Annotated in this window: 23 protein-coding genes; 15 read left to right on the top strand and 8 right to left on the bottom strand. The window is 44.7% G+C overall.

The window, feature by feature from the left end; translation table 11 throughout:
* Nucleotides 1-2: 2 nt before the first annotated feature.
* The 3 genes from uhpB to uhpT all read right to left on the bottom strand — a co-directional run bounded on the left by uhpB (nucleotide 3) and on the right by uhpT (nucleotide 3,644).
* Nucleotides 3-1,502, bottom strand: a complete 1,500-nt coding sequence (gene uhpB, locus KJB05_RS23080) for a signal transduction histidine-protein kinase/phosphatase UhpB (RefSeq protein WP_208444754.1) — start codon at nucleotides 1,500-1,502, stop codon at nucleotides 3-5.
* Nucleotides 1,502-2,110 carry a transcriptional regulator UhpA gene (uhpA, locus tag KJB05_RS23085; protein ID WP_208444755.1) on the bottom strand — a complete coding sequence of 203 codons (609 nt, stop codon included), beginning with the start codon at nucleotides 2,108-2,110 and terminating at the stop codon, nucleotides 1,502-1,504. Before uhpA ends, uhpB begins: the two co-directional genes overlap by 1 nt.
* Before the next feature lie 136 nt (nucleotides 2,111-2,246).
* Entirely contained in the window at nucleotides 2,247-3,644 is a 1,398-nt protein-coding gene (uhpT, locus tag KJB05_RS23090) for a hexose-6-phosphate:phosphate antiporter (RefSeq protein WP_199454963.1), read from the bottom strand.
* 396 nt (nucleotides 3,645-4,040) lie between these two features.
* Here uhpT and KJB05_RS23095 point away from each other — a divergent pair, with 396 nt between their 5' ends.
* From KJB05_RS23095 to tnpA, 6 genes are all read left to right on the top strand, one after another.
* Nucleotides 4,041-5,039 (top strand): AraC family transcriptional regulator, encoded by a 999-nt coding sequence (locus KJB05_RS23095; RefSeq protein ID WP_208444756.1) that lies wholly within the window; start codon nucleotides 4,041-4,043, stop codon nucleotides 5,037-5,039.
* Between the two features lie 277 nt (nucleotides 5,040-5,316).
* Entirely contained in the window at nucleotides 5,317-6,648 is a 1,332-nt protein-coding gene (locus KJB05_RS23100; protein WP_208444757.1) for an amidohydrolase family protein, read from the top strand.
* A gap of 79 nt (nucleotides 6,649-6,727) precedes the next feature.
* Nucleotides 6,728-7,360, top strand: a complete 633-nt coding sequence (locus KJB05_RS23105; RefSeq protein WP_009705370.1) for a DUF3299 domain-containing protein — start codon at nucleotides 6,728-6,730, stop codon at nucleotides 7,358-7,360.
* A 111-nt stretch (nucleotides 7,361-7,471) separates the two neighbouring features.
* Nucleotides 7,472-8,698, top strand: a complete 1,227-nt coding sequence (locus KJB05_RS23110; protein ID WP_208444758.1) for a carbohydrate porin — start codon at nucleotides 7,472-7,474, stop codon at nucleotides 8,696-8,698.
* Between the two features lie 99 nt (nucleotides 8,699-8,797).
* Nucleotides 8,798-9,016, top strand: coding sequence for a DUF6500 family protein (locus tag KJB05_RS23115; protein WP_208444759.1), 219 nt, complete (start codon nucleotides 8,798-8,800; stop codon nucleotides 9,014-9,016).
* 148 nt (nucleotides 9,017-9,164) lie between these two features.
* On the top strand, nucleotides 9,165-9,599 hold the full coding sequence (gene tnpA / locus KJB05_RS23120; RefSeq protein WP_033007908.1) for an IS200/IS605 family transposase: 435 nt from the start codon (nucleotides 9,165-9,167) through the stop codon (nucleotides 9,597-9,599).
* Nucleotides 9,600-9,696: 97 nt separating this feature from the next.
* On the opposite strand, the gene KJB05_RS23125 is transcribed toward tnpA, so the two are convergent.
* A complete protein-coding gene (locus tag KJB05_RS23125; protein WP_208444264.1) occupies nucleotides 9,697-11,400 on the bottom strand; it encodes an FAD-dependent oxidoreductase in 1,704 nt (567 codons plus the stop codon).
* A 151-nt stretch (nucleotides 11,401-11,551) separates the two neighbouring features.
* On the opposite strand from KJB05_RS23125, the gene KJB05_RS23130 reads away from it, so the two are divergent.
* Genes KJB05_RS23130 through KJB05_RS23140 form a run of 3 tightly spaced genes read left to right on the top strand, consistent with a single transcriptional unit; the run spans nucleotide 11,552 to nucleotide 12,727 of the window.
* Nucleotides 11,552-11,845, top strand: a complete 294-nt coding sequence (locus KJB05_RS23130) for a metalloregulator ArsR/SmtB family transcription factor (RefSeq protein ID WP_208444263.1) — start codon at nucleotides 11,552-11,554, stop codon at nucleotides 11,843-11,845.
* 13 nt (nucleotides 11,846-11,858) lie between these two features.
* The gene (locus KJB05_RS23135; protein WP_348542169.1) at nucleotides 11,859-12,272 is read left to right on the top strand and encodes a YeeE/YedE thiosulfate transporter family protein; all 414 of its coding nucleotides are present in this window, start codon (nucleotides 11,859-11,861) and stop codon (nucleotides 12,270-12,272) included.
* Nucleotides 12,273-12,286: 14 nt separating this feature from the next.
* Complete coding sequence (locus tag KJB05_RS23140) at nucleotides 12,287-12,727, top strand: YeeE/YedE family protein (protein WP_208444261.1); 441 nt, start codon at nucleotides 12,287-12,289, stop codon at nucleotides 12,725-12,727.
* 14 nt (nucleotides 12,728-12,741) lie between these two features.
* Here KJB05_RS23140 and KJB05_RS23145 read toward each other — a convergent pair whose 3' ends face one another.
* The gene (locus KJB05_RS23145; RefSeq protein ID WP_208444260.1) at nucleotides 12,742-13,605 is read right to left on the bottom strand and encodes an endonuclease/exonuclease/phosphatase family protein; all 864 of its coding nucleotides are present in this window, start codon (nucleotides 13,603-13,605) and stop codon (nucleotides 12,742-12,744) included.
* 308 nt (nucleotides 13,606-13,913) lie between these two features.
* Between KJB05_RS23145 and nrdD the strand changes: the two genes are divergently transcribed.
* On the top strand, nucleotides 13,914-16,034 hold the full coding sequence (nrdD, locus tag KJB05_RS23150; RefSeq protein ID WP_005435223.1) for an anaerobic ribonucleoside-triphosphate reductase: 2,121 nt from the start codon (nucleotides 13,914-13,916) through the stop codon (nucleotides 16,032-16,034).
* An 85-nt stretch (nucleotides 16,035-16,119) separates the two neighbouring features.
* Complete coding sequence (gene nrdG / locus KJB05_RS23155) at nucleotides 16,120-16,590, top strand: anaerobic ribonucleoside-triphosphate reductase-activating protein (protein ID WP_005435220.1); 471 nt, start codon at nucleotides 16,120-16,122, stop codon at nucleotides 16,588-16,590.
* A gap of 147 nt (nucleotides 16,591-16,737) precedes the next feature.
* On the opposite strand, the gene KJB05_RS23160 is transcribed toward nrdG, so the two are convergent.
* Nucleotides 16,738-18,123, bottom strand: coding sequence for an MATE family efflux transporter (locus KJB05_RS23160; protein ID WP_208444259.1), 1,386 nt, complete (start codon nucleotides 18,121-18,123; stop codon nucleotides 16,738-16,740).
* Between the two features lie 155 nt (nucleotides 18,124-18,278).
* Here KJB05_RS23160 and KJB05_RS23165 point away from each other — a divergent pair, with 155 nt between their 5' ends.
* The 3 genes from KJB05_RS23165 (at nucleotide 18,279) to KJB05_RS23175 (ending at nucleotide 21,169) form a co-directional block, all read left to right on the top strand.
* A complete protein-coding gene (locus tag KJB05_RS23165; RefSeq protein ID WP_180826218.1) occupies nucleotides 18,279-19,136 on the top strand; it encodes an AraC family transcriptional regulator in 858 nt (285 codons plus the stop codon).
* Nucleotides 19,137-19,291: 155 nt separating this feature from the next.
* On the top strand, nucleotides 19,292-20,479 hold the full coding sequence (locus KJB05_RS23170; RefSeq protein WP_208444258.1) for an amino acid aminotransferase: 1,188 nt from the start codon (nucleotides 19,292-19,294) through the stop codon (nucleotides 20,477-20,479).
* A 12-nt stretch (nucleotides 20,480-20,491) separates the two neighbouring features.
* Nucleotides 20,492-21,169, top strand: a complete 678-nt coding sequence (locus KJB05_RS23175; RefSeq protein ID WP_009705382.1) for a RimK/LysX family protein — start codon at nucleotides 20,492-20,494, stop codon at nucleotides 21,167-21,169.
* 83 nt (nucleotides 21,170-21,252) lie between these two features.
* Here KJB05_RS23175 and KJB05_RS23180 read toward each other — a convergent pair whose 3' ends face one another.
* Both KJB05_RS23180 and KJB05_RS23185 read right to left on the bottom strand, forming a co-directional pair.
* A complete protein-coding gene (locus KJB05_RS23180) occupies nucleotides 21,253-21,783 on the bottom strand; it encodes a hypothetical protein (RefSeq protein ID WP_005435209.1) in 531 nt (176 codons plus the stop codon).
* Nucleotides 21,784-21,956: 173 nt separating this feature from the next.
* Nucleotides 21,957-22,328 (bottom strand): NirD/YgiW/YdeI family stress tolerance protein, encoded by a 372-nt coding sequence (locus KJB05_RS23185; protein ID WP_005427087.1) that lies wholly within the window; start codon nucleotides 22,326-22,328, stop codon nucleotides 21,957-21,959.
* A gap of 164 nt (nucleotides 22,329-22,492) precedes the next feature.
* On the opposite strand from KJB05_RS23185, the gene KJB05_RS23190 reads away from it, so the two are divergent.
* Complete coding sequence (locus tag KJB05_RS23190; RefSeq protein WP_208444257.1) at nucleotides 22,493-23,944, top strand: cobyric acid synthase; 1,452 nt, start codon at nucleotides 22,493-22,495, stop codon at nucleotides 23,942-23,944.
* The last annotated feature ends 36 nt before the right edge of the window (nucleotides 23,945-23,980 follow it).

Here is a 23,980-nt window from a genome sequence, read left to right on the forward strand (position 1 = left end):
CGTTACACCTTAGGTAATGTGATGGCGATTTGTGTGCCATCCACATGATCGTTCAAAGAGTAGATATACATTTTGCCGCCAAGTGCTTGCACGCGTTCTTGCATGCCGCGAACACCCATGCCTTTCATGCAGTCTTCGGTTTTGAAACCAATGCCGTTGTCTGCAATGTTCAACGAAATGTTCTCGTCAATAGACAGCTCGATAACAATAGACGTCGCATTCGCGTATTTAGCTGCGTTGTTTAACGCTTCTTGGCATAAACGGAATAGGGTGACTTTTAGCGTGTCGCCTAAAGACTCATAGTCACCTTGCCAATCGAGCACAACGCGAGTGCCGTGATTGTCGAACTCCATTTCACGGGTTAACTGGTGAACGGAGTCTTTCAAATCCAAATCATCGAGCATTTTCGGACGCAGTTTGCTCAGCAAATGTTTAGTGGTGTCATAAACATTGAGTGATAGGTTCTCGATCATATCGGCACAACGTGTGTTCATTTCGGCGTTATCGACCCGCTTAATGATGCTCGCTTGGGTACGAATCGCCGTGATGTTCTGACCAATCTCATCGTGCAGTTCTCTTGCCACGTCACGACGCACCGACTCTTCCGCTTGAATGAGTTGTCGAGACAAAGTTTGGTTTCTCGACAATTCGCCACGCAGCTTTTGGTTAAGATCTTTTTGTTTCTGAACCGCTAAACCGAGCATGATGCCCGTTAAGGTTTGGGCCGAAAGGGACAACAGCAGGTCAGTGATTTCCAGATTCGAAACACCACTTCGCGCAGCGATCAAGGCAATACTGTTTAACATGGTCGCAAGCAGAGCGCCTTGCCAGCCGTAGCGTAGCGCAAGCACAATGATTGGTATCGCCATGCAAAAAGGCGCGAAGCGTTTTAACTCATCCGGCAAGCTGGTTTGAACCAAAATGCTGGCAATCAACAGCACGCTATAAAGCAGAATATGACGAACTTTGAATTGAACTTCATTCGCCAGTAGATTCGAAGTCAACGGTGACCAAGGGCTTTGGAAGAGATAGTTCCAAAGCAAATAGCACATTGGCAGAACCAACAAACCGCCCGCAATGCTCGCTAACCACGCCATGTAGACAGATTGAACGTGATAACCAACCGCAAGTACGTTAATGCAAGACGTCACGAGCAACACGACCGCCATCACCGCTAAGTGTTGATTCTGATCGCCTTTGTAATAACGTTTAGCAAGGTAAACAACCGGAATGCTCAATACGCTGGCCACCAACACCATCAGCCATTGTGGTTGTTCAAGAAGTAGAGCAAGAGCCACGGTCAATCCCCATTCAGCGAGATAAATCGTTGCCCAATACTTTGTACGCGTGTGCAGTGTTAGACCCAAACGCAACGCGAAGGGAAACAACAAGATCGCCAGTTCGGCATCGTTCACAAAGTAATAAGCGATCACCCACAGACAGAACCACGAGCATGCTGTCATGAATAAACCGCAAATAGAGGTGATGGTGTAGCTGCGCATTAAAATGACTCTTGCGAGAACAGTTTGGCGAGTTCAACGTTGTTCTTTACGCCAAGCTTATCCATGGCGTTTGCACGGTGAACGTGAACGGTTTTATGGCTTAAGCCAAGCTCAGTGGCGATAGACTTCACATCCAAGCCACGAGCCAGCAATTGGCAGACTTCGTTTTCTCGGCGAGTCAATTGAGTCAGCGTCGCCGCTTTGTCACTTGGTGTGGCGAGCTTCAATGCAATATCAGGCGTTAGGTAACAACCGCCTGAAGCACTGGTTCTTACGGCTTGAATTAACTCGTCAGGGCTACAACGTTTACTTAGGTAACCTTTTGCGCCGAGTTTAAGTGACTTTTCAACCATTGCTGGCGAGTCATGTACGCTCAACATGACACAAGCAATACCAGAAGGGATTTCGGAGAGTAGGGTAAGCCCACTTTCGTCTGCCATCGAGATATCTAGGATAACCACATTTGCCTTGCACGCAGGTAATCCCACTCGAGCTTCTGCTACCGAGCTAAATTCACCTACAACATTCATGTCTGTTTCAAGGCTCAGCAATTGAGCAAATCCAGAACGAACAATGACATGGTCATCAACAAGCGCTACGTTAATCATCTTAAATACCAAACTTCAGCAATACACAAACGAAAATGAGCTCTCAAAGAGCTCAATAAAAACCTACTATGATACTAAATTGACCAAGTTTATTTAATGATCTAGCGCGCTTTGACTAGCAAAGCGCGCTGTTTGATTAAGCTTGGTTTTCTGCGAGTTCAAGCTTCTTCTTGTTTTGACGAATCTTTTTCTCTTCTGCAATAGCAACGAAAGCAAGCAAAACAATACAAATCACTGCTGAGGTATCTAGGGCAGCGAACGTACCTTTCCAACCGGTTAGACCAAAGATTGGTGTGCCATCTGCAATCATACCAAGACCCAATTTCGCGAAGCTGTCACCAATTAGGTAAGCGAATGTGCCTTTTACGCCGTCTGCCACACTGATTGCTTTCTTAGGAACAAAGCCAACCGCGGCAACACCGATAAGCAGTTGAGGACCAAACACTAGGAAGCCAAGAACAAATAGCGACGCTAGGTACATGAACTCACTGGTTGCGTGTTGGTAGAACTCAAGTGATACGATGATCAAACCCAAAGAAACACAAGCCACTAGCGCACGGCGACCGTTTGCAAGGTCAGACAGGTAACCCCACATCAAAGTACCCACAAGCGCACCCACTTCGAATAGGGTAAAGCCAGAGATTGCTGCTTCTTTTGATAGACCAAGTTCTTGGTATGCGTAAACCGTTGACCATTGGTCGATACCGATACGCACGATGTAAAGGAAGATGTTTGCGAAGCAAAGTAGCCAGATCACTTTGTTTTTCAGAACGTACTCAACAAAGATCTCTTTCTTAGTCATTTGATTGCCTTCAGCCGCTTCGTCTTCTTCGCTGACTGCTTCATCAAATAGCTCTTCTACTTTACCTAGGCCGTAGGCTTCAGGAGAGTCGTTACCATAGCGCATACCGATGAAACCAACGATGATCGCAATGATAGAAGGGAACACGAACATGCCGATCACGTGACCGTCAAACAAGTAGTTAGCACCAAACAGAGCCACACCTGCAGCACCTGCACCACCTACGTTGTGAGACATGTTCCAAAGGCCTAGGTAAGAACCACGCTTGTTACGCGGTGTCCACTTAGTAATGGTTGAGTAACTAGAAGGACCACCAGTACTTTGGAAGAAACCACTTAGTGCGTAGAACGCCACCATCAAGAACAAGCTCGCGCTGCCACCACCCATGCTGAAACTGAAACCAAGCATTGCCAGGCCAGAAAGGATAAGCATGAAAGGAAGGAACTGCTTGGTGTTTTTGCCATCGGCGTAGTAGGAAACTACGGTCTTACCGATGCCGTAAGTAATCGAGAAACCCAGACCAATCAAGCCTAGATCTGTCATCGACAAACCGTAAGTAGAAATCATGTCGTTTTGCGCGACGTTGAAGTTTTTACGGATCAGGTACATAGTCAAATAGCCAATAAATACCACTAGGTAAGATTGGATAAATGGTTTGAACCACATTTTTCTACGTACTTCGACAGGAAGGTCGAGGGTAGGCTTCCGGACTTGTTCAAGGAATTTTAACATCGTGAACTCTCTTGTATTAGTGTGATGCACTTGCGTGCTCGCTTTCTTTTAGCTGTCGGCGATTTTAGAGAGTCCTCTTTTGAACCACATGAGAGGAGGGCTTAGATCGACTAGGAAAAATTCCTAGAAAACGATTGCTGATTAAGAAAGCGTGAAAATCATCACATTCATAGAAATATAAATAGCGCTTAAAAAGTGGATAAAACGCATTTGTGGCGCGAACTGGCAAGTATTCGCTCTGGCGCTGATCTATGTTGAAGGCCGATATTGGTTGGCTTGTTTGTTCGGAGTGAGTCACTTCTCAATATCAAATTGCACTTAGATTGCTATTGATGACAGCTCGGAAGTTTGTGCATAAACTAGAATAATCCTTGGTATTTTAAGATGATAGCTTGCATGCCCAATACAGATATTCCTTTGGTTCACTCGGAAGAAGTAAAGCTTTTTGCCACGATGCTCAATGAGCTTGATGGAGATATTCATTCATTACTTGAATCCGCCCGAATGCCACAGGATATCTTGTCTAACCAATCCCTTGACGCGTTTGTTCCCGAGAGCGCGCTAAAAGCAGTTTTCCAAACGTTAGGTGAACGCGCATCACCAGAGAAGTTTGCCTTGCTTACTTGGACACTTTGTCACGACATCTACGTTCCTAGATTTGCGAATCAAATTACTCAAACTCACTCGCTAAAAGCAGCCCTAGAAGATGTATCCCAACTGCTTAAACAAATCTCCGATAACGTGAGTATTTCTGTTCAATCACGCGGCGGGAAGTGGTGGCTGGTCAGAGAAAAACAAAACGCAGAGAGAGAATGGTTCCGCTACGCAGAAATGTTCTCCGCAATGTTCATGAATGAGTTGCTCAAAAAGCTTGTTGGCCCCCGATGGCGATTGGCAGAAGTCGGGATTCAAGATGTAGAAGCCGAGCCTTTCAATCTGTTGCCGGGTATGAAGAGCGCGCAGTTCTTTACTGGTAGACCGGTTACTGCAATCTCAATCCCTAATGAATGGATTAACCAGCCGATTGCTTTCACGCCATCTCAAGCGGCGCCAAGTACAAGTTTTCGGGGGGAGGATGATAAGTTCAGTGACGCGTTAGCAAGGGCGCTGACGCCTTATCTCTCGATGGGTAAGATCTCTATTCAGTTTGCTGGCGAGTTGATTGACATGAATGCTCGCACCATACAAAGGCGGCTAGCGAATGAGGATACGACGTATAGAGAAGTGATAGAAGGCTTGGTGCTTAAACAAACGCTAGAGCTTTTGGCGGACCGAGACCTAAGTATCACGCATATTGCGCTCAAAACAGGCTACTCCGATTCTGCTCATTTCACGCGTGCATTTAAGCGAATGATGAATCTCACGCCTAAAGCGTACCGCCAATCTTTGTCTTAATTACTTACACATAAAACCTCTGAATAATCGGAGGTTTTCGTCTCAACTCACATTTCTATAACAATATCCGCATGTTGTCGTGTAAAGGCAATTAAACCACCTTGAAAGTCGTCATTATGACTTCTATGTTTTTAACGTAAGTCGTCTGTTTCATATGTGTTTTTATCTGATCAGTTGTTTTTGGTGATCACTGAAATAGACGCCCTCATAACGCCGCTGTTTAAACAGGGAGGTTATAGGAAATGGACCCCAACTATCCAAAAACATAGGTGTAATAATGACAATTTCTAAGAAGAGCCTTTCTTTAGTTGCGCTATCTTGTGCGTTCGCCCTCAATGCCAATGCAGCCTCAACGCTGTTTACCAACGTCGATGTTTTCAATGGCACGGATGAAAAGCTACTGCAAAACCAGAACGTATTGGTTGTCGATAACTTAATCAAAGAGATTTCGGCTAAACCGATAAAAACCGACAAGCAAACCACGACGATTAACGGCGAAGGCTTAACCATGATCCCTGGCTTGATCGACATGCATTCCCACATGTGTATTCAGGAAGGCATGTTGGTAGGTCGAGATGGTTACGATCAAATGGCAATGGGGGCTCGTGCCCACGTTTCCATGATGCAGTACCTCGACCAAGGTTTTACCACAGCTCGTGACGCAGGCTGTAACATTCTTGGTATGGCAAAAGCCATCAACAATGGTTTGCTAGAAGGCCCACGGCTATTCCCAGCGGGCGGTTTCTTGAGTCAAACTGGCGGTCACGCAGATACCGGCAGCTTCAATGATGTACCAGGGCGCGTTGACGATCTTGAACGCCACGGCTTTGGTTATATCGTTGATGGTGAAACAGAGGCGCGTCGCGCTGCGCGTCAGAACCTACGTTCGGGGGCAACTCAAATCAAGATCATGGCTGGCGGCGGTGTCGCAAGTGAGTTTGACCCAATCCATATGACGCAATTCTCGAAAGAAGAAATGGAAGCGATTGTGGGTGTAGCGGAAGACTATGGCACTTATGTCATGGCACACGCCTATCATGACCGTTCGGTTAATCGTGCCATTGATGCAGGAGTGAGAGTTATCGAGCATAACTTCCTTATCTCTGAGGAAACCATCAAGCGAATGAAAGAGAAGGGTGTGGCACTTTCTGCGCAAGCGGTGATGTCTCTCGAAGCCTTTGCAGAACCAGAAAAGATCACCTTCTTTAGTCCAGATCAAAAAGCCAAAGCGACCAAAGTAAACGAAGGCGCAAAACAGATGTTTGAGTGGGCGCGTAAATACGACCTTTTGATTGTGACTGGCGGCGATATGTTTGGTCCGGCTTACAATACACGCCAAGCAGACAATATGGTTTGGATGGAGAAAGTCGGATTTACTCCTTATCAAATCATGAAGATGGGCACATCAAACGCAGCAGAAGTGCTTAGTTGGTCGGGTGGTATGAATCCATATAAATACGGCAAATTGGGCGTCGTAGAGTCTGGTGCATATGCAGATGTGGTGCTGGTGGACGGAAATCCTCTGGAGGACATCACAGTTCTTAACGATTACCAAGATAAATTCAAAGTAATTATGAAAGACGGCAAGATCCACAAGAACACCTTGTAGTAAACTCTGCAATCAGTTTGGGGGCATACGTTGTCCCCAAATTTTTCTCTAAAAGACAAAGAACTATTCAAGGGAACGTATGAAGAAGTACCTATTGGCTGGCTTAGTTTTGCTGGCTTCATCAAATGTATCCGCCGATCAATTAAGCTGGGAGCAATTGCTGCCGGTGAATGTTCCTCAGATTGAAGACCCATTTGTAAAACTCACAGACCAACAACTTTTTGAACTGGGCTCTCTTGCAAGATATCGCGATTCTCAAAATCTTAATGAGCAACAAAAGCAAACCATGAAAGAACTGGAAGACAGTTTAAAAGCTGACGACTTAGACATTGAGTGGTTGTTCAAAAAGCGCAACGAAATTACTGAACATCGTCGTATGTTGGCATCAATGCCAAACACAACACTAACAGAAGAAACTTATGAAATTCCTGGCTTTGTTACGCCGGTAGAATTTAACAATGACGTTGTCACAAAATTCTTCCTTGTTCCAACCATGGGTGCATGTATCCATACACCTCCGCCACCTGCAAACCAGATTGTATTGGTTGATTATCCAAAAGGTTTGAAACTGACTTCTCTTTACGAACCAATTTGGGTGAAAGGGGATCTGCATGTGAAAAAGACCAAAGCAGACGTTTCATACTCTGATGGTGCTGCGAACGTAGAAACTATCTACCAAATGGATGAGGTTTCTATCCGACCTTATCGATAAGAGTACATATCGAAAATACATAAAAGCAGTGAGCTGTCGCTTAATGGCAATTTTCAAAACTCTGAGTCATTAAAATCTCTTTCTAGAAATCAATTTAATGAGAACCCAGACATGAAAGTAACTGTTCCAAAGCTTAGTTTTATCGCTCTTTCACTTGTAATGGCATCATCGGTTCACGCGGCGAACTTTGGCAGCCCTGATACGGTGGACAATACTATTGCAGAAAATGCTCGAGAAAAACGCTCATGGCGTGAGTCATTAGCAGAGGAACATAATGTTACTTTCGGTCTGGACTATCAGTTCCTTGGTCTAACGACCTCAGACCCTCAAAGTGGTGGTGAAGATACAGCAAGCGCTGGTGTTGTTCGCTTTTACGGTAGTTGGAATCTTGTTGGGCTTGAATCTGGCAACACGGGCGGATTGGTTTGGAAAGTCGAACACCGCCATGCTTATAGCGATTTGTCACCGAAAGAGTTTAGCTTTATCGGTAATGGGTTAGGCTACGCAGGGATGATTGGTCCAGCATACAGTGATCAAGGGGCTCGTCTAACCAACCTATATTGGAAGCAAAAGCTCAACGGTGGCAAAACTTCCTTCATGGTGGGTTTTCTAGATACAACTGACTACGTTGATGCCTATGCATTAGCAAGCCCTTGGACCGGATTTACTAACCTTGCATTCAGCACTGGTGGCGGTTCCATTGGTCTACCGGATGATGGGATTCTGGGCTTAGCCGTGGGACACATGCTGACTGATAACTTATATATGGTTGCAGGCGTCGCAGATGGTAAAGGGCGTTCAGATGAGCCATTTGATGGCTTCGATACCTTATTCAACGATCATAAATTGTTTACGACGTTCGAGCTGGGTTGGACGGCTTCACAAGACCAAATCTATACCGACAATGTTCACCTAACGGCTTGGCATTTGGATGGCGATACGCAACATAACCTCACGAATAAAGACAGCGGACAGGGTATTAACTTTTCAGCAAGCTACTTTGCTACAGAGCAATTAATGCCATTTGTTCGCGGTGGTTTCTCGGAAGGTGATGTAGCGCTTTATGATCGCTCCCTAACGGTGGGGATTGGTTACTTTGGTTTAGGCAAGCCAACAAACAACCTAGGTTTTGCGGTTAACTGGAGCCATGTTAACGATAACCTAGAGCACGCTTATGGTGTAGATGACTCTGAACAGTTCACTGCCGAGCTTTACTACAACGTGCAGTTGAACGACTACATCCAAATCACTCCGGATATTCAGTACATCAAAGACCCAGCATTTTCGAACAAAAGCAGCACTTGGGTATTAGGTCTTCGTGCGCGAATATTCATCTAGATGAATATGCTTATTTGCCTTACTAAGAATAACTGTATATAAATACAGTTATTCTTGTTTTGGGTTAATTTTGCTATCGCAAAGAGAAAGGGAAAGGCAATGAACATCGCGTTAAGAGACAAAATCATTCAGGTGTGTAAGAAGAAAATAGAGCAGAAAGGCGACAATGTTGGCGTGTCCTTTTATGCCTTTTTCGCTAATAAGAATGACAATCCTGAGTTATTGATGAAAGCGGCGACTTGGTGGATTCAAATTCATCAACTCGACCACTTCGAAAAAGCGACCAAGATTATTCAATTAGTCGAATCCGAAATGTAAAAAGGGGCACATTACGTGCCCCTTTTTTATTTTCAGCCCTAAACCACCTACTTCAGTAGGTGGTTATCATCCGTTTCGGCTTTGCCTGTAAAACTACTCATGCTAAATGCGTCTTTGATTTTTCCAGAAGTCAAAGAGGACAAATAACATGAGTAGATACAATCAAGCTTCCCACGTATTTTGGCGATGTCAATACCATATAGTGTGGACTCCAAAGTATCGATTTAGGATCTTGAAGAACAATATAGGTAAAGAAGTTTATCGATGTATTTATGTTTACTGTAATCAACTTGGATGTGAAGTAGTAGAGTTAAACATACAAGTTGACCACGTGCATTTAGTAGTAAAGATTCCACCAAAGCTATCGATATCCAAGTTGATGGGGGTATTGAAAGGCAAAATAGCCTTAAAGCTATTTAGTAAGTTCCCTCATCTTAGGAAGAACAGGCTTTGGGGTAATCACTTTTGGCAAAGAGGCTATTTTGTCGATAGTGTTGGAATCAATGAAGAAATCATACGCCGATATGTAAGACATCAAGAGAAGCAAGAGCGAGTAGAGCAGCACCAGTTGGCGTTGGATTAAACAAAGGCCCCCTTTTAGGGGGCTCACACAAAGCCACCTTCTTTAGAAGGTGGTAATTTACTTTCAGCCCTAAACCTTAGATTTTTAGAATCAGAGATTAAGCTTTTGCGAACTTGTAAGTACGGTAACCGCCAAGTAGGTTACGTGCTTTAAACCCTGAGTTGACCAGTTGACGATAGGCGACGTTACCGCGCAAACCGACCTGACAATAAATCACGATCTCTTTGTCTTTCGGCAGTTCATTCATACGTTGGCGAAGCTGGTCGACAGGAATATTGATCGCGCCTTCAATGAAGCCTACAGATTCCAATTCTCCCGGGTTACGTACATCAAGCAGCACTTGGTTTTCTGACAGGTTGTCGATTTCATCAAAATGAATCGCTGTTGCGTCACCTTTAATGATGTTGTTCGCAACGAACGCTGCTTGGTTAATCACATCTTTCGCTGAACCATAAGGTGGCGCGTAAGTTAGCTCAAGGTGTTGTAATTGTTCTACCGTCATACCTGCACGCTGAGCAACTGCCATTACGTCGATACGTTTATCAACGCCATCTTTACCTACAGCTTGTGCTCCTAAAATCTTTCCGGTTGCTGGATCAAACAACATTTTGAACGACACAGTTTCTGCGCCAGGGTAGTAGCTGGCATGGCTTGCTGTGTGGACATACACTTTTTCATAAGCGATGTTTTCACGTTTAAGCTGCTTCTCGTTTTTACCAGTGGAAGCGATGGCCAAATTAAAGATCTTACAGATCGCCGTGCCTTGTGTTCCTTGATAAGTTTCTTGGCGGCCAAGCATGTTGTCTGCTGCCATACGACCTTGACGGTTTGCCGGACCTGCCAACGGAACAAGTGTTTGTTCGCCAGTGACAAAGTCTTTCTCTTCAACCGCATCACCAACAGCATAGATTGAAGGATCGCTGCTCTGCATGTACTCGTTGGTGTAAATACCGCCTAGCGCACCAATTTGAAGACCGGCTTCTTGTGCGAGTTTTGTCTCAGGGCGAACACCGATCGCCATGATCAGGATATCGGTATCAAGTTGATCACCATTGTTTAGAGACAGTGTCAGCATTCCTTGAAGGTGTTGGTGCGTGTCATCTTCACCCGCTTCAGTGTTAGCGACAGATTGGTTCGCAACATATTCAACAGAAGATAGAGCAACGCCTAAACGCAGGTCGATGCCTTTTTCGCGAATTTCAGCATGAGCAAAGCCAGCCATTTCTCGGTCAACGGGCGTCATCACTTGATCCGCCATTTCAACCAATGTGATTTTTACACCAAGCTGGTGGAAGGCTTCCATCATTTCCAAACCGATAAAACCACCGCCAACGACGGTAGCGTGTTCAACTTTGTTGGTTTCGATCGTCTTAATGATGCGATCCATGTCTGGAATATTACGCAGCGAATGCGTTAACGGGTTATCAATACCCGGAATAGGCGGCACTACTGGACCTGCACCAGGGCTAAGTAGAAGGAAGTCGTAACTCTCTTGGTATTCAGAGCCATCAAGTAGGTTCTTAACCGTAACCGTTTTATCTTGGCGGTTAATTGAAACCACTTCGTTCATCACACGAACATCAACATTGAAACGCGCTAAAAAGCTCTCAGGCGTTTGAAGAAGCAGTTTGCTGCGTTCTTGGATATCGCCACCAATGTGGTACGGCAAGCCACAGTTTGCAAATGACACAAATGGACCGCGTTCAAACATAATGATTTCTGCGTCTTCACTAAGACGACGAGCGCGAGCTGCTGCAGATGCACCGCCAGCAACACCACCAATAATCACGATTTTGCTCATGGATTTCTCCTACTGAATGATCGAAAACGCCTACACCTTACTTAAATAAATTAGTCATGTCTAATGTTAATTTAGCTACATTAGCATTGACTTAATAATATTAATTAGTAATATCTAATAAAACTTAACGTATTGATGAAGGGGCATAAGAATGGGCGACAGTATGCTACAAAGCGCGACCGAAGCGAGTGAGCTACTTAAAATTATGGCTCATCCGGAGCGCTTAATCGTGATGTGCAAGCTAATTCAAGGCGAAAAAGGGGTCGGTGAACTGTTTGAAGGCTCAACATTAAGCCAATCAGCCTTTTCACAACACCTCACCGTATTGAGAAAACACGACATCATCAAAGCTCGAAAGGTGTCTCAGCAGGTGTTTTATTCGATTTCTGATGGAAGAGTCGCTCCGCTGATCGAAGCGTTTAACCAAATTTTCTGTAAGCAATAATTCAAACTTTATATTGGTGATTGTTATGTTTGAAGTTCCTTGGATGTCGCTTTTGGGCGGCGTAATGGTTGGCGCATCAGCGGTAATATTGATGCTCTTCACTGGTAAGACAGCGGGAATCAGCGGGATCTTAAATGGCGCGATTGAGAATACAGATCGCGTTTGGCGAATTGTGTTCTTAATTGCGATGGCATTAGGCGGTGTGTTTGCTGTTTATGCCCTTGGCGGACACGTACCAACTGAGTACAGCGGTTCTCTTGGTTTGGTTGTCGTTGCTGGTTTACTGGTTGGGGTAGGTACACGTATTGGTAATGGTTGTACAAGTGGTCATGGTATTTGCGGAATGGGGCGTTTCTCTATCCGTTCTGTTGTCGCGACGTGTACTTTTATGGCAACAGCTATGTTGACCGTCTTGCTAATATCGTAAGGAATAGTGTCGTTATGAAAACTGACGTAATGAAAAGTATTAAACAAATTTCCATTGTTGCATTTTCTGGTGTGCTCTTCGGCATTGGTATGGTGATTTCCGGTATGGCAGACCCGGCAAAAGTGATCGGCTTTCTCGATATTACCGGTTCATGGGACCCAAGCTTGGCCTTCGTTATGGGCGGAGCACTTGCGGTGTTCGTTCCTGCTTATCTGTTATTAATAAAGCCAAGAAGCGAATCTGTGTTTGGTGATGAGATTGTATGTCCAACTTCTAAAACGATAGACAAAAAGCTAGTTGGTGGTGCAGCACTGTTTGGTGTTGGTTGGGGCTTATTGGGTGTGTGTCCTGGTCCTGCGGTTGCCAGCCTTTTTACTGGCAACGTACAAGTTCTGCTCTTTATAGCGGCAATGTTGGTTGGGTCATTCACCGCTAAAAGAGTGGTTCATCGCTAAAGAAAGTATCAACGTTAAAAAGAGAGCGTCGTAGACACCGGGCAATGATCACTCAGTTTGTAGTCGAGCACATCTTGTGTTTTGAAAACGGTTTGAACACCAGACGACGCCTTTAAATCACCACTCACAATAATGTGGTCTATCACCGAGCGGAATTGGTGGGTTTTATTCGGATTACGATTAGAACGCACTTTACATTCCGCTTTGGTATTTTTGGTCACTAACTTAGCATCGGTCTTGTCCGATAGTACTTCCCATAACCAATCTCCTCGATAACCCAAATTGTGGTTAAAGTCGCCAAGCACAACATATTGTTGTTTGTTGTCTTCGCGCGCTTTTATCCACTTAGCTAGTGCCTGTCCTTGTTGTTTCACTATCTTACAGTCTCGGTTATTGCGATATGCGCCACTGCAACCCGCTTTTAGATGCACAGAGAGTAGGTGAGTCTCGTTGTCTTGGTTTGGATTCAAAACAAGGTAGCTGGCGAAGCGGAGCTTGCTGTTGCCTCGTGTAATAGAAAAGTCAGGTTTGTCTAATACGGTTACGCCATTACGCACCGCGAAACCTGTGTATTGATTGGTATCGTTGAACTGAAGATGTCGATTAGAGGCGTTCGCACGATCAGACAGATAAATAGTGAAGTCATTACCAACAGCTTTTTGGATGGCAGCAGCACTTTCGACTTCTTGAAAAGCAAGAATGTCGGCTTGTGTTTTATCCACATAGTGGGTCAGTTTTTCAAAATCTTGTGGTGTTCTCGAAACTTTTCCACCATCTATAGATAACCATTCAATATTCCAACTGGTTAAGTTGATGGAATTTTGAGCGAATGAAAGAGAACTAAAAAGTAATATCGTCGTAACAAAAAGTGATCGCATTTTGGTCTGTTGCACTCCTATTATTTAGCGCATTCCTTTCCATCCTTTATCCTATAAGACCTCGAAAAAAAGCAAGTGGATTTCGCTCCAATTTTGCAATTTTCACAGTTTTCTTCGCAACTGAGATCAACGCCAATAAGATCGATTTGTTCTTGTTCGCTACCCATTTTTTATTGATCAAAATCAATGTTTTCAATTGGTGCTTCTCGTTAAATACGCCACAATATATTGTGTCATCAGAATAAGAAATAACCCCATATAGTGTATTTGTGGATAACTCTGTGAGTATTTTGGGGTAAGGAGAAAAAGTGAAACCAATCGTAATCAAGCGTGACGGCTCAAGAGCTCCGTTTAACAGGGATCGTATTCAAGCAGCAGTAGAAGCAGCAGCGGAAAACAAAGACAAAGATGTCGCCATTTATGCACTAAATGTTGCTCTGGCAGTTGAGTTACAGCTTCAGGATCACGATGAAGTTCACATCCATGAGATTCAAGACTTAGTCGAGAATGAACTCATGCAAGGTCCTTACAAAGCCCTAGCACGTTCTTACATCGAATACCGCCACGATCGCGACATCGCTCGTGAAAAACAAAGCGCATTGACTCGCGAAATCGAAGGTCTGATTGAAGAAAGCAACCTAGACCTAATCAACGAGAACGCGAACAAAGACGGTAAAGTAATCCCGACTCAACGTGACTTGTTGGCAGGTATCGTAGCGAAACACTACGCGAAGACACACATCCTTCCACGCGATGTGGTTCAAGCACACGAAGTAGGTGACATTCACTACCACGATTTGGATTACGCTCCGTTCTTCCCAATGTTTAACTGTATGCTTATCGATCTTAAAGGCATGCTTACGCACGGCTTTAAAATGGGTAACGCTGAGATTGATACGCCAAAATCAATCTCGACTGCAACAGCAGTAACGGCACAGATCATTGCTCAAGTAGCGAGCCACATTTACGGCGGTACAACCATCAACCGTATTGATGAAGTTCTAGAACCGTACGTAATCACAAGCTACGAGAAACACCTAGAGATCGCAAAAGAGTGGAACATTGCTGAGCCAGAAGAGTTCGCAAAAGCGCGCACTGAGAAAGAGTGTTACGACGCGTTCCAATCTCTAGAATACGAAGTAAACACGCTACACACGGCGAACGGTCAAACCCCATTCGTTACGTTCGGTTTTGGTCTTGGTACAAGCTGGGCTTCACGCCTTATCCAGAAATCGATTCTGAAGAACCGTATTGCAGGTCTAGGTAAGAACCGTAAAACAGCGGTATTCCCTAAACTGGTATTCGGCATCAAAGATGGCTTGAACCACAAATCAGAAGATCCAAACTACGACATCAAGCAACTTGCGCTTGAGTGTGCGTCTAAGCGTATGTACCCAGACATTCTTAACTACGACAAAGTAGTGGAAGTAACGGGTTCATTCAAAACCCCAATGGGCTGTCGTAGCTTCCTTGGTACTTACGAAGAAAACGGCGAGCTGATTCACGAAGGTCGTAACAACCTTGGCGTAGTGAGCTTGAACCTTCCTCGTATCGCTATCCGTGCAAACGGCAGCGAAGAGAAATTCTACGAGCTTCTAAACGATCGCCTACGTCTTGCTCGTAAAGCGCTAGAGACACGTATCACTCGTCTAGAAAACGTGAAAGCACGTGTTGCACCAATCCTTTACATGGAAGGTGCGTGTGGTGTTCGCCTGAAAGCTGACGACTCAATCGCAGATATCTTCAAGAATGGTCGTGCGTCTATTTCTCTTGGTTACATCGGTGTACACGAGACAATTAACGCGCTATTCGGTACAGAAGCGCACGTTTACGATGACGCTGTGCTGCGTGAAAAAGCAGTAGCGATCATCAAGCACCTGAAAGACACAGTAAACGGTTGGGCAGAAGATACTGGTTACGGTTTCAGCCTATACGCAACGCCAAGTGAAAACCTATGTAGCCGTTTCTGCCGCATCGACGCGAAAGAGTTCGGCGTTATTGAAGGCGTAACAGACAAAGGTTACTACACCAACAGCTTCCACCTAGATGTTGAGAAAAAGGTGAACCCATACGACAAGATCGACTTTGAGATGCCTTACCCAGAAATCTCAAGCGGCGGCTTTATCTGTTACGGCGAGTTCCCGAACATGCAACGTAACGTTGAAGCACTAGAAAACGTATGGGACTACAGTTACACCCGCGTACCTTACTACGGTACAAACACTCCAATTGATGAGTGTTACGAGTGTGGCTACAACGGTGAATTTGACTGTACAAGTAAAGGCTTCACTTGCCCAAGCTGTGGCAACCATGATTCAACCAAAGTGTCAGTGACACGTCGTGTTTGTGGCTACCTAGGCAGCCCAGATGCACGTCCGTTTAACTTCGGTAAGCAAGAAGAAGTGAAGCGTCGAGTTAAACACCTGTAAGGTTTACTTAAGCTCAAACCCAATAATGAAAATCAACCTGTCGTGGGTTGATTTTCTTTTCTAGCCAGCAAAACAAGGCACGATTATGAACTACCACCAATATTATCCAATTGACGTTGTTAACGGACCAGGTACACGCTGCACGCTATTTGTGTCGGGCTGTGTACACCAGTGCCGCGGCTGTTATAACCAGTCGACGCAACGCTTGGATTCTGGTGTGTTTTTCACGCAAGAAGCAGAAGACAAAATCATTGCAGACCTAAACGACACGCGTATCAAACGCCGTGGTTTATCTCTGTCTGGTGGTGACCCTTTGCATCCAGCGAACGTGCCGCACATTCTTAAGCTTGTAAAACGCGTAAGAGAAGAGTGCCCAGGCAAAGATATTTGGGTTTGGACAGGTTACACGCTTGAAGAGCTCGACGATGCGCAGCGTGAAGTGACGCAATACATCGACACATTAATCGATGGCAAATACGAGCAAGATAAACGAGACCTCAATCTAGAATGGCGAGGCAGCTCGAATCAAATCATCCATCGATTCACTGAGCTTTAAGCGTTCCAACTCAAGAAAAGCCAAACATAAAAAGGGCACATTCGGATATTTCGAATGTGCCCTTTTGGTGTGAGTTCTTTTAAAGCTTTGATTGATGAAATCGTTCGGTGTGAGGCTTGACTCAACAACTATAGCACAACGTTACAGTTACGCCGTCACACTAGAGTCATCATCAACTATGTTGTTAATCCATCGCTTAGACTGAATTCGGTGTGTGGTCAGAATACCTTTTACTAATTCTTCGACCAGTAGGGACATCAACACCCAATGCAGTGGTAAACCTAACACCATCCCTGTGTAGTAGGTAAGCGGAATACCAATCGCCCATTGACCAAACGTGTCGATGAAAATGCTATAGCGAATATCAGCGCCACTCTTTAATACGCCTCCAATACCAACCATATTAAACACGCGCAGTATCATGCCTAATGCGAGCACCAAACATACATTTAACGCCATTTGTTTGTCTGTGAGCGGGCTCATCTCTAACAAATTCAAAATCAAAGGCGAGCAAATCCATACGGCAAAGAACAAAATGGTTGCCAATACTGCGCTCGTTAATACATACCACCACGCGGTTTTCTCTACACGGTCATATTGTTGGGCTCCAATGTCATTCCCAAGCAGCACAGATGCGGCAACAGCGAATCCCATAAAGGTTGAAATCAATACCCCTTCAATTGGTGATAGGAACGAGATAATCGCCAGTTCGGTTACGCCCAATTGGCCGTAAATGATGCTGTAGACTATTAATCCGCCAGTCCACAACGCATCGTGGATTAACATTGGCATAGAGACTTTGAAATATTTGTTTCGATACTTCTTTACTGTGCCTTCACGCCAATCTGAAAGAGTAGGGAGCAGATGGGAATACCGACGACAAAAGAAGTAAACCAGTACCGCAGTTTGGAAAAAGCGTGAGATAAATGTACCGACTGCAGCCCCAAATACACCCCATTGTGGAAATCCTAGCAAGCCAAAGATCAAAACCGCATTAAGGAAAACGTTCACGATGATAGCGGCAATACTAACGTAAGTCGGCATCTTTGCCTCACCGACGGATCTCAAAACCGACTCAATAGGAACGACAACTGCCGTGCCTATCAAACTCAAACCTGTGACGACTAAATATTCTCTCGCATAGCCAACATACTCAGGATCGTCCGCCATAAAAGAGACGATCTCTTTGTCATAAACCACATACAGCCAGATGAATGGCAGAGTTACCACCAGCGAAATAAACCAAGATTGCGCTAGCGTTCTACGTATGCCAGCAAGGTTTCCAGAGCCATAATATTGGGAGGCTAAAACCGCTACTGCACCACACAATCCAAACACTACGGCGAGATTAAAGAAAAAGATTCGGTTACCAACGCCAACCGCTGCTGTCGCAGACTCACCTAACTGACTCACCATAAAAATATCGATGGCACCGAGTAACGAAAACAGCATGGATTGCAGTGACACAGGTACACCGATCGCAATCAGTTTTTTCCAAAATGCTTTGTCTATGTATTGACGTGTTAAGAGCATCGCATTTCTCCTCTAAGAACAATGCGAGTAGTTTATCCGTATGATTTGACGGTGTATTTTTCAAAGACATCCAAAAGTTTTGTCAAACTATCCAGTCTTTATCGATGCTTTGATAAAACACGTTTGCCTTAAGTGCATTTGTGAGTTGTCGTCCCATGGAAGAAAAACAAGAACGCTACGCTATTTCAGATAAGACCTATCAAGAATTTGTCGATCACACTCGAGTACTTGCCCTCGAAGAAAGAGGGATCGTCCAATGCGGCATCGCGACTTGCCGAGATTTCTTTTCGGTTTATCGCAAAAACCAGAAGAAACACATGTTGCTGTATACGGTTCGTGGAAAAGGCTGGTTAGAGAGCGGAGCTTGTCGTTATGAACTTGAGCCAGGATCATTAGTGATCGTGCCAGCAGGCATTGAAAATGGCTTTGGGATGGAAGACGAGACATGGCAAATCGCATGGGTGTTTCTTTCCCAATATAAAGAGTGGGAAATGGTGAATGACGATATCGACTATCAACTAACTCCAGCGCCAGAGGTGATGTATTCCTGTATTCAAACCCTATTGCGTAGCATCAATTTGCCCATAGATTACGGTGGTGAGGTAGGGGCGCATAGCGTTGCTCAACTAGAGCTTATGTTAAACATGCCGCACTCTGACGCGCTTTCAAGAAACCAATTAAAACTGCGTCGTGTATTCGATTTGGTTCAACGACAGCTCCACAAAGATTGGACAGTAGAGCAACTTGCCGCACTTTATCCTTGTTCAGAGCCTCACTTACATCGCCTGACGCAACAGCAGTTTGGTCGAAGCCCAATGGCACACTTAACTCGTATGCGAATGGAATACGCAGCCCGTTTGTTGAGATCGACTGAGTGGTCCATTCAACATATTGGTGAAATAGTTGGTTATCCAACTGGAGCAAACTTTAGCACTCGGTTCAAAGCATGGTCGTCAATGACCCCTCGTGAGTTCAGGAAAAATGGCAAACTCGATATCAATTACAATGAGTGAATCGTTCTTTTTGTGACCGATTGAGTTCATAAAATTCCGCAGTCACCAGAATTTTGTACTCTAATTGGCGAAATGAGTAAAAAATCATTTCGCCATTGTTAGCGAAAGTGTTACCGTGAGGTTCGATACTTGAATTTCAAAGGGTTATGACTTTCATGTTTTCTAATCTACCAACTCCCGTATTAGATCCCATTTTGTCTCTTTCCGTCGCATACCGCGGCGATGAACGTCCAAACAAGGTTGACCTTGGTATTGGCGTATACAAAAACAGCGCTGGTGAAACGCCAATCATGAAAGCCATTCAAATGGCACAAGAAGTGGTTGTCGAAAACCAGAAGACCAAGTCTTACGTTGGCCTTGCTGGCTGTGAAGAATTCAACCAAAGCATGATCGATTTGCTTCTGACTGGCACGTCAGCAACAGATCGCGTGGCTGCGATTCAAACGCCTGGTGCGAGTGGTGCGTTACGTATGCTGGGTGACCTAATGAAGGTTGCACAACCAGATACAACGGTTTGGATTTCAAACCCAAGCTACGTAAACCACAAGCCAGTGATGGAAGCGGCTGGGCTTAGAGTGAAGTTCTACCATTACTTCTCTCCAGAAACCAAGCAAGTTGATACTGCGAAAATGCTAGAAGACCTTTCTAAAGCAGGTCCTTCTGACGTGGTTCTTCTGCATGGTTGCTGCCACAACCCAACGGGTGCAGACATCGACTTCTCTGCATGGCAAGCGATTACAGAGCTTTCGCAAAAGAACGGTTTTACTCCGTTTGTAGATATTGCTTACCAAGGTTTTGGTGACGGTCTAGAAGAAGATGCAAAAGGTCTTCGCTTTATGGCCGACAATGTTGAAGAAATGCTGATCACGACTTCATGTTCGAAGAACTTTGGTCTGTACCGCGAGCGTACTGGTGCAGCGATTGTAATCGGTAAAAATGCAAAAGATGTGGCGAATGCGAAAGGCAAACTGCTTACGTTAGCGCGTTCAACATACACTATGCCGCCAGATCACGGTGCAGCATTAGTGAAAACTATCCTTCAAGATGTAAATCTTACTTCCGTTTGGAAACAAGAATTGAACGAAATGCAGCAACGCTTGCTAAACCTTCGTCAAACTTTGTGTAACGAATTGAGAAACAACCATAATACAGATCAATTTGATTTCATTGAGAGCCACAAAGGCATGTTTACTGTGCTAGGCTTTAGTGAAAACCAAATGGCGCAACTGCGTGAAGATTATGGCATTTATGGTGTCGGTGATGGTCGTATCAACATCGCTGGTTTAACCGAAACTCATATTCCTTACGTTGCTGACGCTATCCAAAAAGTATCTCAACGTTAATTGGGAGAGTTAATGAAGAACTGGAAACTGATTCTGCCGCTAATGATGAGCGGCGGTCTTATCGCTTGTACGTCGACACCGACGACCACTGAGCCCGTTGAGCCAGAAACACCAGTCGTTGAGCAACCGGTTGAAACACCGGATGTGAAACCTGAAGTAGAACCGAAACCTGAGGTGAAGCCGGAACAAAAACCGGAAACTAAGCCTGAGAAGAAACCAGAACCAAAGCCAGAAAAACCAGCTAAGGTACAAAAAACACCTGATGGTATGTTGATTCTGGGCGCTGAAGAGTGGGTCCACATTCCAGCTATCAACCAGACGTTCAAAGGACGTGTTGATACTGGCGCAACGACATCATCGATCAGTGCTACTGAAGTAGTTCCATTTGAGCGTGATGGCAAAGACTGGGTTCAGTTCAAAATCGACATCAATGGCAAGGCGAGCAAAGAGTTCAAACTGCCTGTTGAGCGTTGGGCCAAGATTCGTCAATCTTCATCTGAAGACGTAGATAAGCGTCCCGTCGTTTTAGCTTACATCCAAGTCGGTGACTTAAAAGAGCAAACCGAGTTTACGTTAACAGAACGTGGTCACATGAAGTTCCCAATTTTGTTAGGTCGTAGCTTCTTCCGTGATGTAGCCGTTGTGGATGTATCTAAGAAATACGTTCAGAACAAACCAAGCGGCAAATAACTTACTGTTAAGCGCTTAACGTAATAACAAAAAAGCCTCTCAATCGAGAGGCTTTTTTAATTTTAATCAATCACTTATTGGTATTAATAAGCAAAACGCGCAGAAAGAACAAGCTGTTGACCATACGTGCCATTGTCTTTTAAATCTGCACCCAACGACAGTTGTTGTGTTGAATGGAAGCGAGCACCAAGGTTGTAGATGGTTTTAGAATCATCATTGTCGATCAACTGGCCAATACGACCGTGTAATTCAACGTTCTGCATAAACCAAATACGTGTGCCAATGTTAACTTCGGTTTTCCATTCGTCACCATCACCATTGTCTTTTTTAATGTTGTGGACCAACATTTGGCCGAAGATATCCGCGAACTGACCAGCAGGGCCATTAAAACCAATACCACCTGCAATGTCCCAATCGCCGCTGAACTCACTATCGGCACGGCCTACAAAGTGTGTGTTTTCAGTGAAGTAGGTTGTTACTTCTCCACCAAACGTACCTGGGCTAGTACCCATGCGGAATTCCATCGTGTTGTAGTTGAAGTTGTTTGCATGTGCAGATAGCGGCAAAACAGCGCACAAACCAAAGGCAGCAACCTTTAGAGCTTTACCTAACATGGGTGTCTCCGGGCAAGAAAATAATACGAACGAAAAAAAGGTCTGCAAAATGCAGACCAAGATTTACAAAGTATCATTTTAGGCGTTTCCCGTCACCTAATGCACTAGGACAAAGTGCGTATGATTTTTCAGTTCAATGTTGTGCAGCTCAATTGAGCGGCGAAAAGGCAAAATTACATAACAACAAGGTGTTCTACTTCAATCTCTGGCTTGCTGCCGCCTTCAAACTCGCCAAACAGACGTACTTTTGTCGTTTGGTCAATTGGCGTCGTTAGGCGGATGTCGTCGTCCAGCTCAACCATGATTTCACCAGAGCCGTCGCTAAAGATAAATTGGTCGGCACGAGTTTGACGAAGTAGGTTGCCTTCAACAACCACGTCTTTCTCAGTGAACATGCTTGAGTCTTTAATCAATGCATCGACTTTCTCAACGGTAACAGGGCCATTAAATTGAATGCTTGATTGGCCATGGTTGTGGTCTTTAGCCATTGCAACAGTAGGAGCGATAGCAAGTGCAGCGATAGTAGCGATAACAGTGTTTTTCATAATTTGGTTTCTCTATACAGGTGTTCGTTTTTGATGGTGCTATTAAAACAAACCTTATTTGAACCATTACTGATTCGAACATTCATATTCGATTCATTTTCTTGAGTCCTATGCTGAGATAACGTTATGATTGTTCACCTTCTTTTTTCTCTTATTAAACGTTCATGAAATCACCAATCCCTTCATTAATGGTTCAAGGTACAACTTCAGATGCCGGAAAAAGCGTTCTTGTGGCAGGTTTATGCCGGGTATTAGCCCGCAAAGGGATAAAGGTTGCCCCATTCAAGCCACAGAATATGGCTTTAAACAGTGCGGTAACCAAAGATGGCGGAGAGATTGGTCGTGCTCAAGCGGTTCAGGCACAAGCTTGCAACGTTGAGCCTACGGTTCACATGAATCCTGTGCTGATTAAGCCTAACAGTGATACCGGTGCTCAGATCATCTTACAAGGCAAAGCGTTGTCGAATATGGACGCTGTCGGCTTTCATGATTACAAGAAAGTGGCAATGGGAACGGTGCTGGATTCATTCGCAAAGCTAACAGATGAATTCGAATCCGTGATGATTGAAGGCGCTGGTAGTCCTGCGGAAATCAACTTAAGAGAAAATGACATCGCAAACATGGGCTTTGCAGAAGAAGCCGACGTTCCGGTCATTATTATTGCGGATATCGACCGTGGTGGTGTGTTTGCCCATCTGTATGGAACGCTGGCGTTACTATCCGAATCTGAACAAGCTCGCGTTAAAGGCTTCGTTATAAATCGCTTCCGTGGCGACATCAGCTTGCTTGAATCTGGTCTTGATTGGCTAGAAGAGAAAACGGGCAAGCCTGTACTCGGTGTATTGCCGTATCTTCACGGATTAAACCTTGAAGCGGAAGATGCCATTACGGCACAGCAAGAGCTGTCTTCACAAGTGAAACTCAATGTTGTGGTACCAGTATTAACGCGCATCAGTAATCATACCGATTTTGATGTGTTGCGCCTAAATCCAGACATTAATCTTCGCTATGTGGGTAAAGGCGAAAAGATCGATAAAGCCGATCTCGTGGTCCTACCGGGCACTAAGTCAGTTCGAGACGATTTGGATTACCTACGTAGCCAAGGTTGGGATAAAGACATTCAACGCCACATCCGTCTGGGCGGTAAAGTCATTGGCATCTGTGGTGGTTACCAGATGCTTGGCAACGTAATTGATGACCCAAATGGCGTAGAAGGCCAGCCTGGTCGCAGTGAAGGTCTTGGTTTGTTAGACATCACGACAACTCTAACCGACAGTAAACAGCTTACTCATTCCCAAGCAGATCTATCCCTAAACGGCAAAACAGCCAAAGTGAAGGGTTATGAAATTCATGTAGGAAGAAGTGAAGTGCAGGGCGCTCAACCTCTCAAGTTAAATTCTGGTGAGTCAGAAGGAGCGCTGAGTGAATGTGGCCAAATTATGGGAACCTACCTACACGGGTTCTTCGATGAGGCAGATGTGCTGAGCTTGGTATCTGAGTGGGTAAACGGTACTCAAATCAAACAACAAGACTTTGAAGAGTTAAAAGAACAAGGCATTAATCGCATTGCGGATGCGATAGAACAACATATGAATCTTGACTTTCTGTTCAAATAAATCCAGTTTTTAACTGTTTGAAGCATAAATAAAAGT

Origin of the sequence: Vibrio sp. B1ASS3 (assembly GCF_905175355.1) — a bacterium.
GTDB lineage: Bacteria > Pseudomonadota > Gammaproteobacteria > Enterobacterales > Vibrionaceae > Vibrio > Vibrio owensii.

What these genes read in the sequence shown, in the direction of transcription:
- KJB05_RS23170 (WP_208444258.1), top strand. Translation starts at nt 19,292, where the DNA reads ATGTTTTCTAATCTACCAACTCCCGTATTAGATCCCATTTTGTCTCTT.
- KJB05_RS23175 (WP_009705382.1), top strand. Translation starts at nt 20,492, where the DNA reads ATGAAGAACTGGAAACTGATTCTGCCGCTAATGATGAGCGGCGGTCTT.
- KJB05_RS23130 (WP_208444263.1), top strand. Translation starts at nt 11,552, where the DNA reads ATGGGCGACAGTATGCTACAAAGCGCGACCGAAGCGAGTGAGCTACTT.
- KJB05_RS23160 (WP_208444259.1), bottom strand. Translation starts at nt 18,123, where the DNA reads ATGCTCTTAACACGTCAATACATAGACAAAGCATTTTGGAAAAAACTG.
- KJB05_RS23115 (WP_208444759.1), top strand. Translation starts at nt 8,798, where the DNA reads ATGAACATCGCGTTAAGAGACAAAATCATTCAGGTGTGTAAGAAGAAA.
- tnpA (WP_033007908.1), top strand. Translation starts at nt 9,165, where the DNA reads ATGAGTAGATACAATCAAGCTTCCCACGTATTTTGGCGATGTCAATAC.
- KJB05_RS23190 (WP_208444257.1), top strand. Translation starts at nt 22,493, where the DNA reads ATGAAATCACCAATCCCTTCATTAATGGTTCAAGGTACAACTTCAGAT.
- uhpB (WP_208444754.1), bottom strand. Translation starts at nt 1,502, where the DNA reads ATGCGCAGCTACACCATCACCTCTATTTGCGGTTTATTCATGACAGCA.
- KJB05_RS23100 (WP_208444757.1), top strand. Translation starts at nt 5,317, where the DNA reads ATGACAATTTCTAAGAAGAGCCTTTCTTTAGTTGCGCTATCTTGTGCG.
- KJB05_RS23165 (WP_180826218.1), top strand. Translation starts at nt 18,279, where the DNA reads ATGGAAGAAAAACAAGAACGCTACGCTATTTCAGATAAGACCTATCAA.
- KJB05_RS23105 (WP_009705370.1), top strand. Translation starts at nt 6,728, where the DNA reads ATGAAGAAGTACCTATTGGCTGGCTTAGTTTTGCTGGCTTCATCAAAT.
- uhpT (WP_199454963.1), bottom strand. Translation starts at nt 3,644, where the DNA reads ATGTTAAAATTCCTTGAACAAGTCCGGAAGCCTACCCTCGACCTTCCT.
- KJB05_RS23140 (WP_208444261.1), top strand. Translation starts at nt 12,287, where the DNA reads ATGAAAACTGACGTAATGAAAAGTATTAAACAAATTTCCATTGTTGCA.
- KJB05_RS23095 (WP_208444756.1), top strand. Translation starts at nt 4,041, where the DNA reads ATGCCCAATACAGATATTCCTTTGGTTCACTCGGAAGAAGTAAAGCTT.
- uhpA (WP_208444755.1), bottom strand. Translation starts at nt 2,110, where the DNA reads ATGATTAACGTAGCGCTTGTTGATGACCATGTCATTGTTCGTTCTGGA.
- KJB05_RS23185 (WP_005427087.1), bottom strand. Translation starts at nt 22,328, where the DNA reads ATGAAAAACACTGTTATCGCTACTATCGCTGCACTTGCTATCGCTCCT.
- KJB05_RS23180 (WP_005435209.1), bottom strand. Translation starts at nt 21,783, where the DNA reads ATGTTAGGTAAAGCTCTAAAGGTTGCTGCCTTTGGTTTGTGCGCTGTT.
- KJB05_RS23125 (WP_208444264.1), bottom strand. Translation starts at nt 11,400, where the DNA reads ATGAGCAAAATCGTGATTATTGGTGGTGTTGCTGGCGGTGCATCTGCA.
- KJB05_RS23110 (WP_208444758.1), top strand. Translation starts at nt 7,472, where the DNA reads ATGAAAGTAACTGTTCCAAAGCTTAGTTTTATCGCTCTTTCACTTGTA.
- nrdG (WP_005435220.1), top strand. Translation starts at nt 16,120, where the DNA reads ATGAACTACCACCAATATTATCCAATTGACGTTGTTAACGGACCAGGT.
- KJB05_RS23145 (WP_208444260.1), bottom strand. Translation starts at nt 13,605, where the DNA reads ATGCGATCACTTTTTGTTACGACGATATTACTTTTTAGTTCTCTTTCA.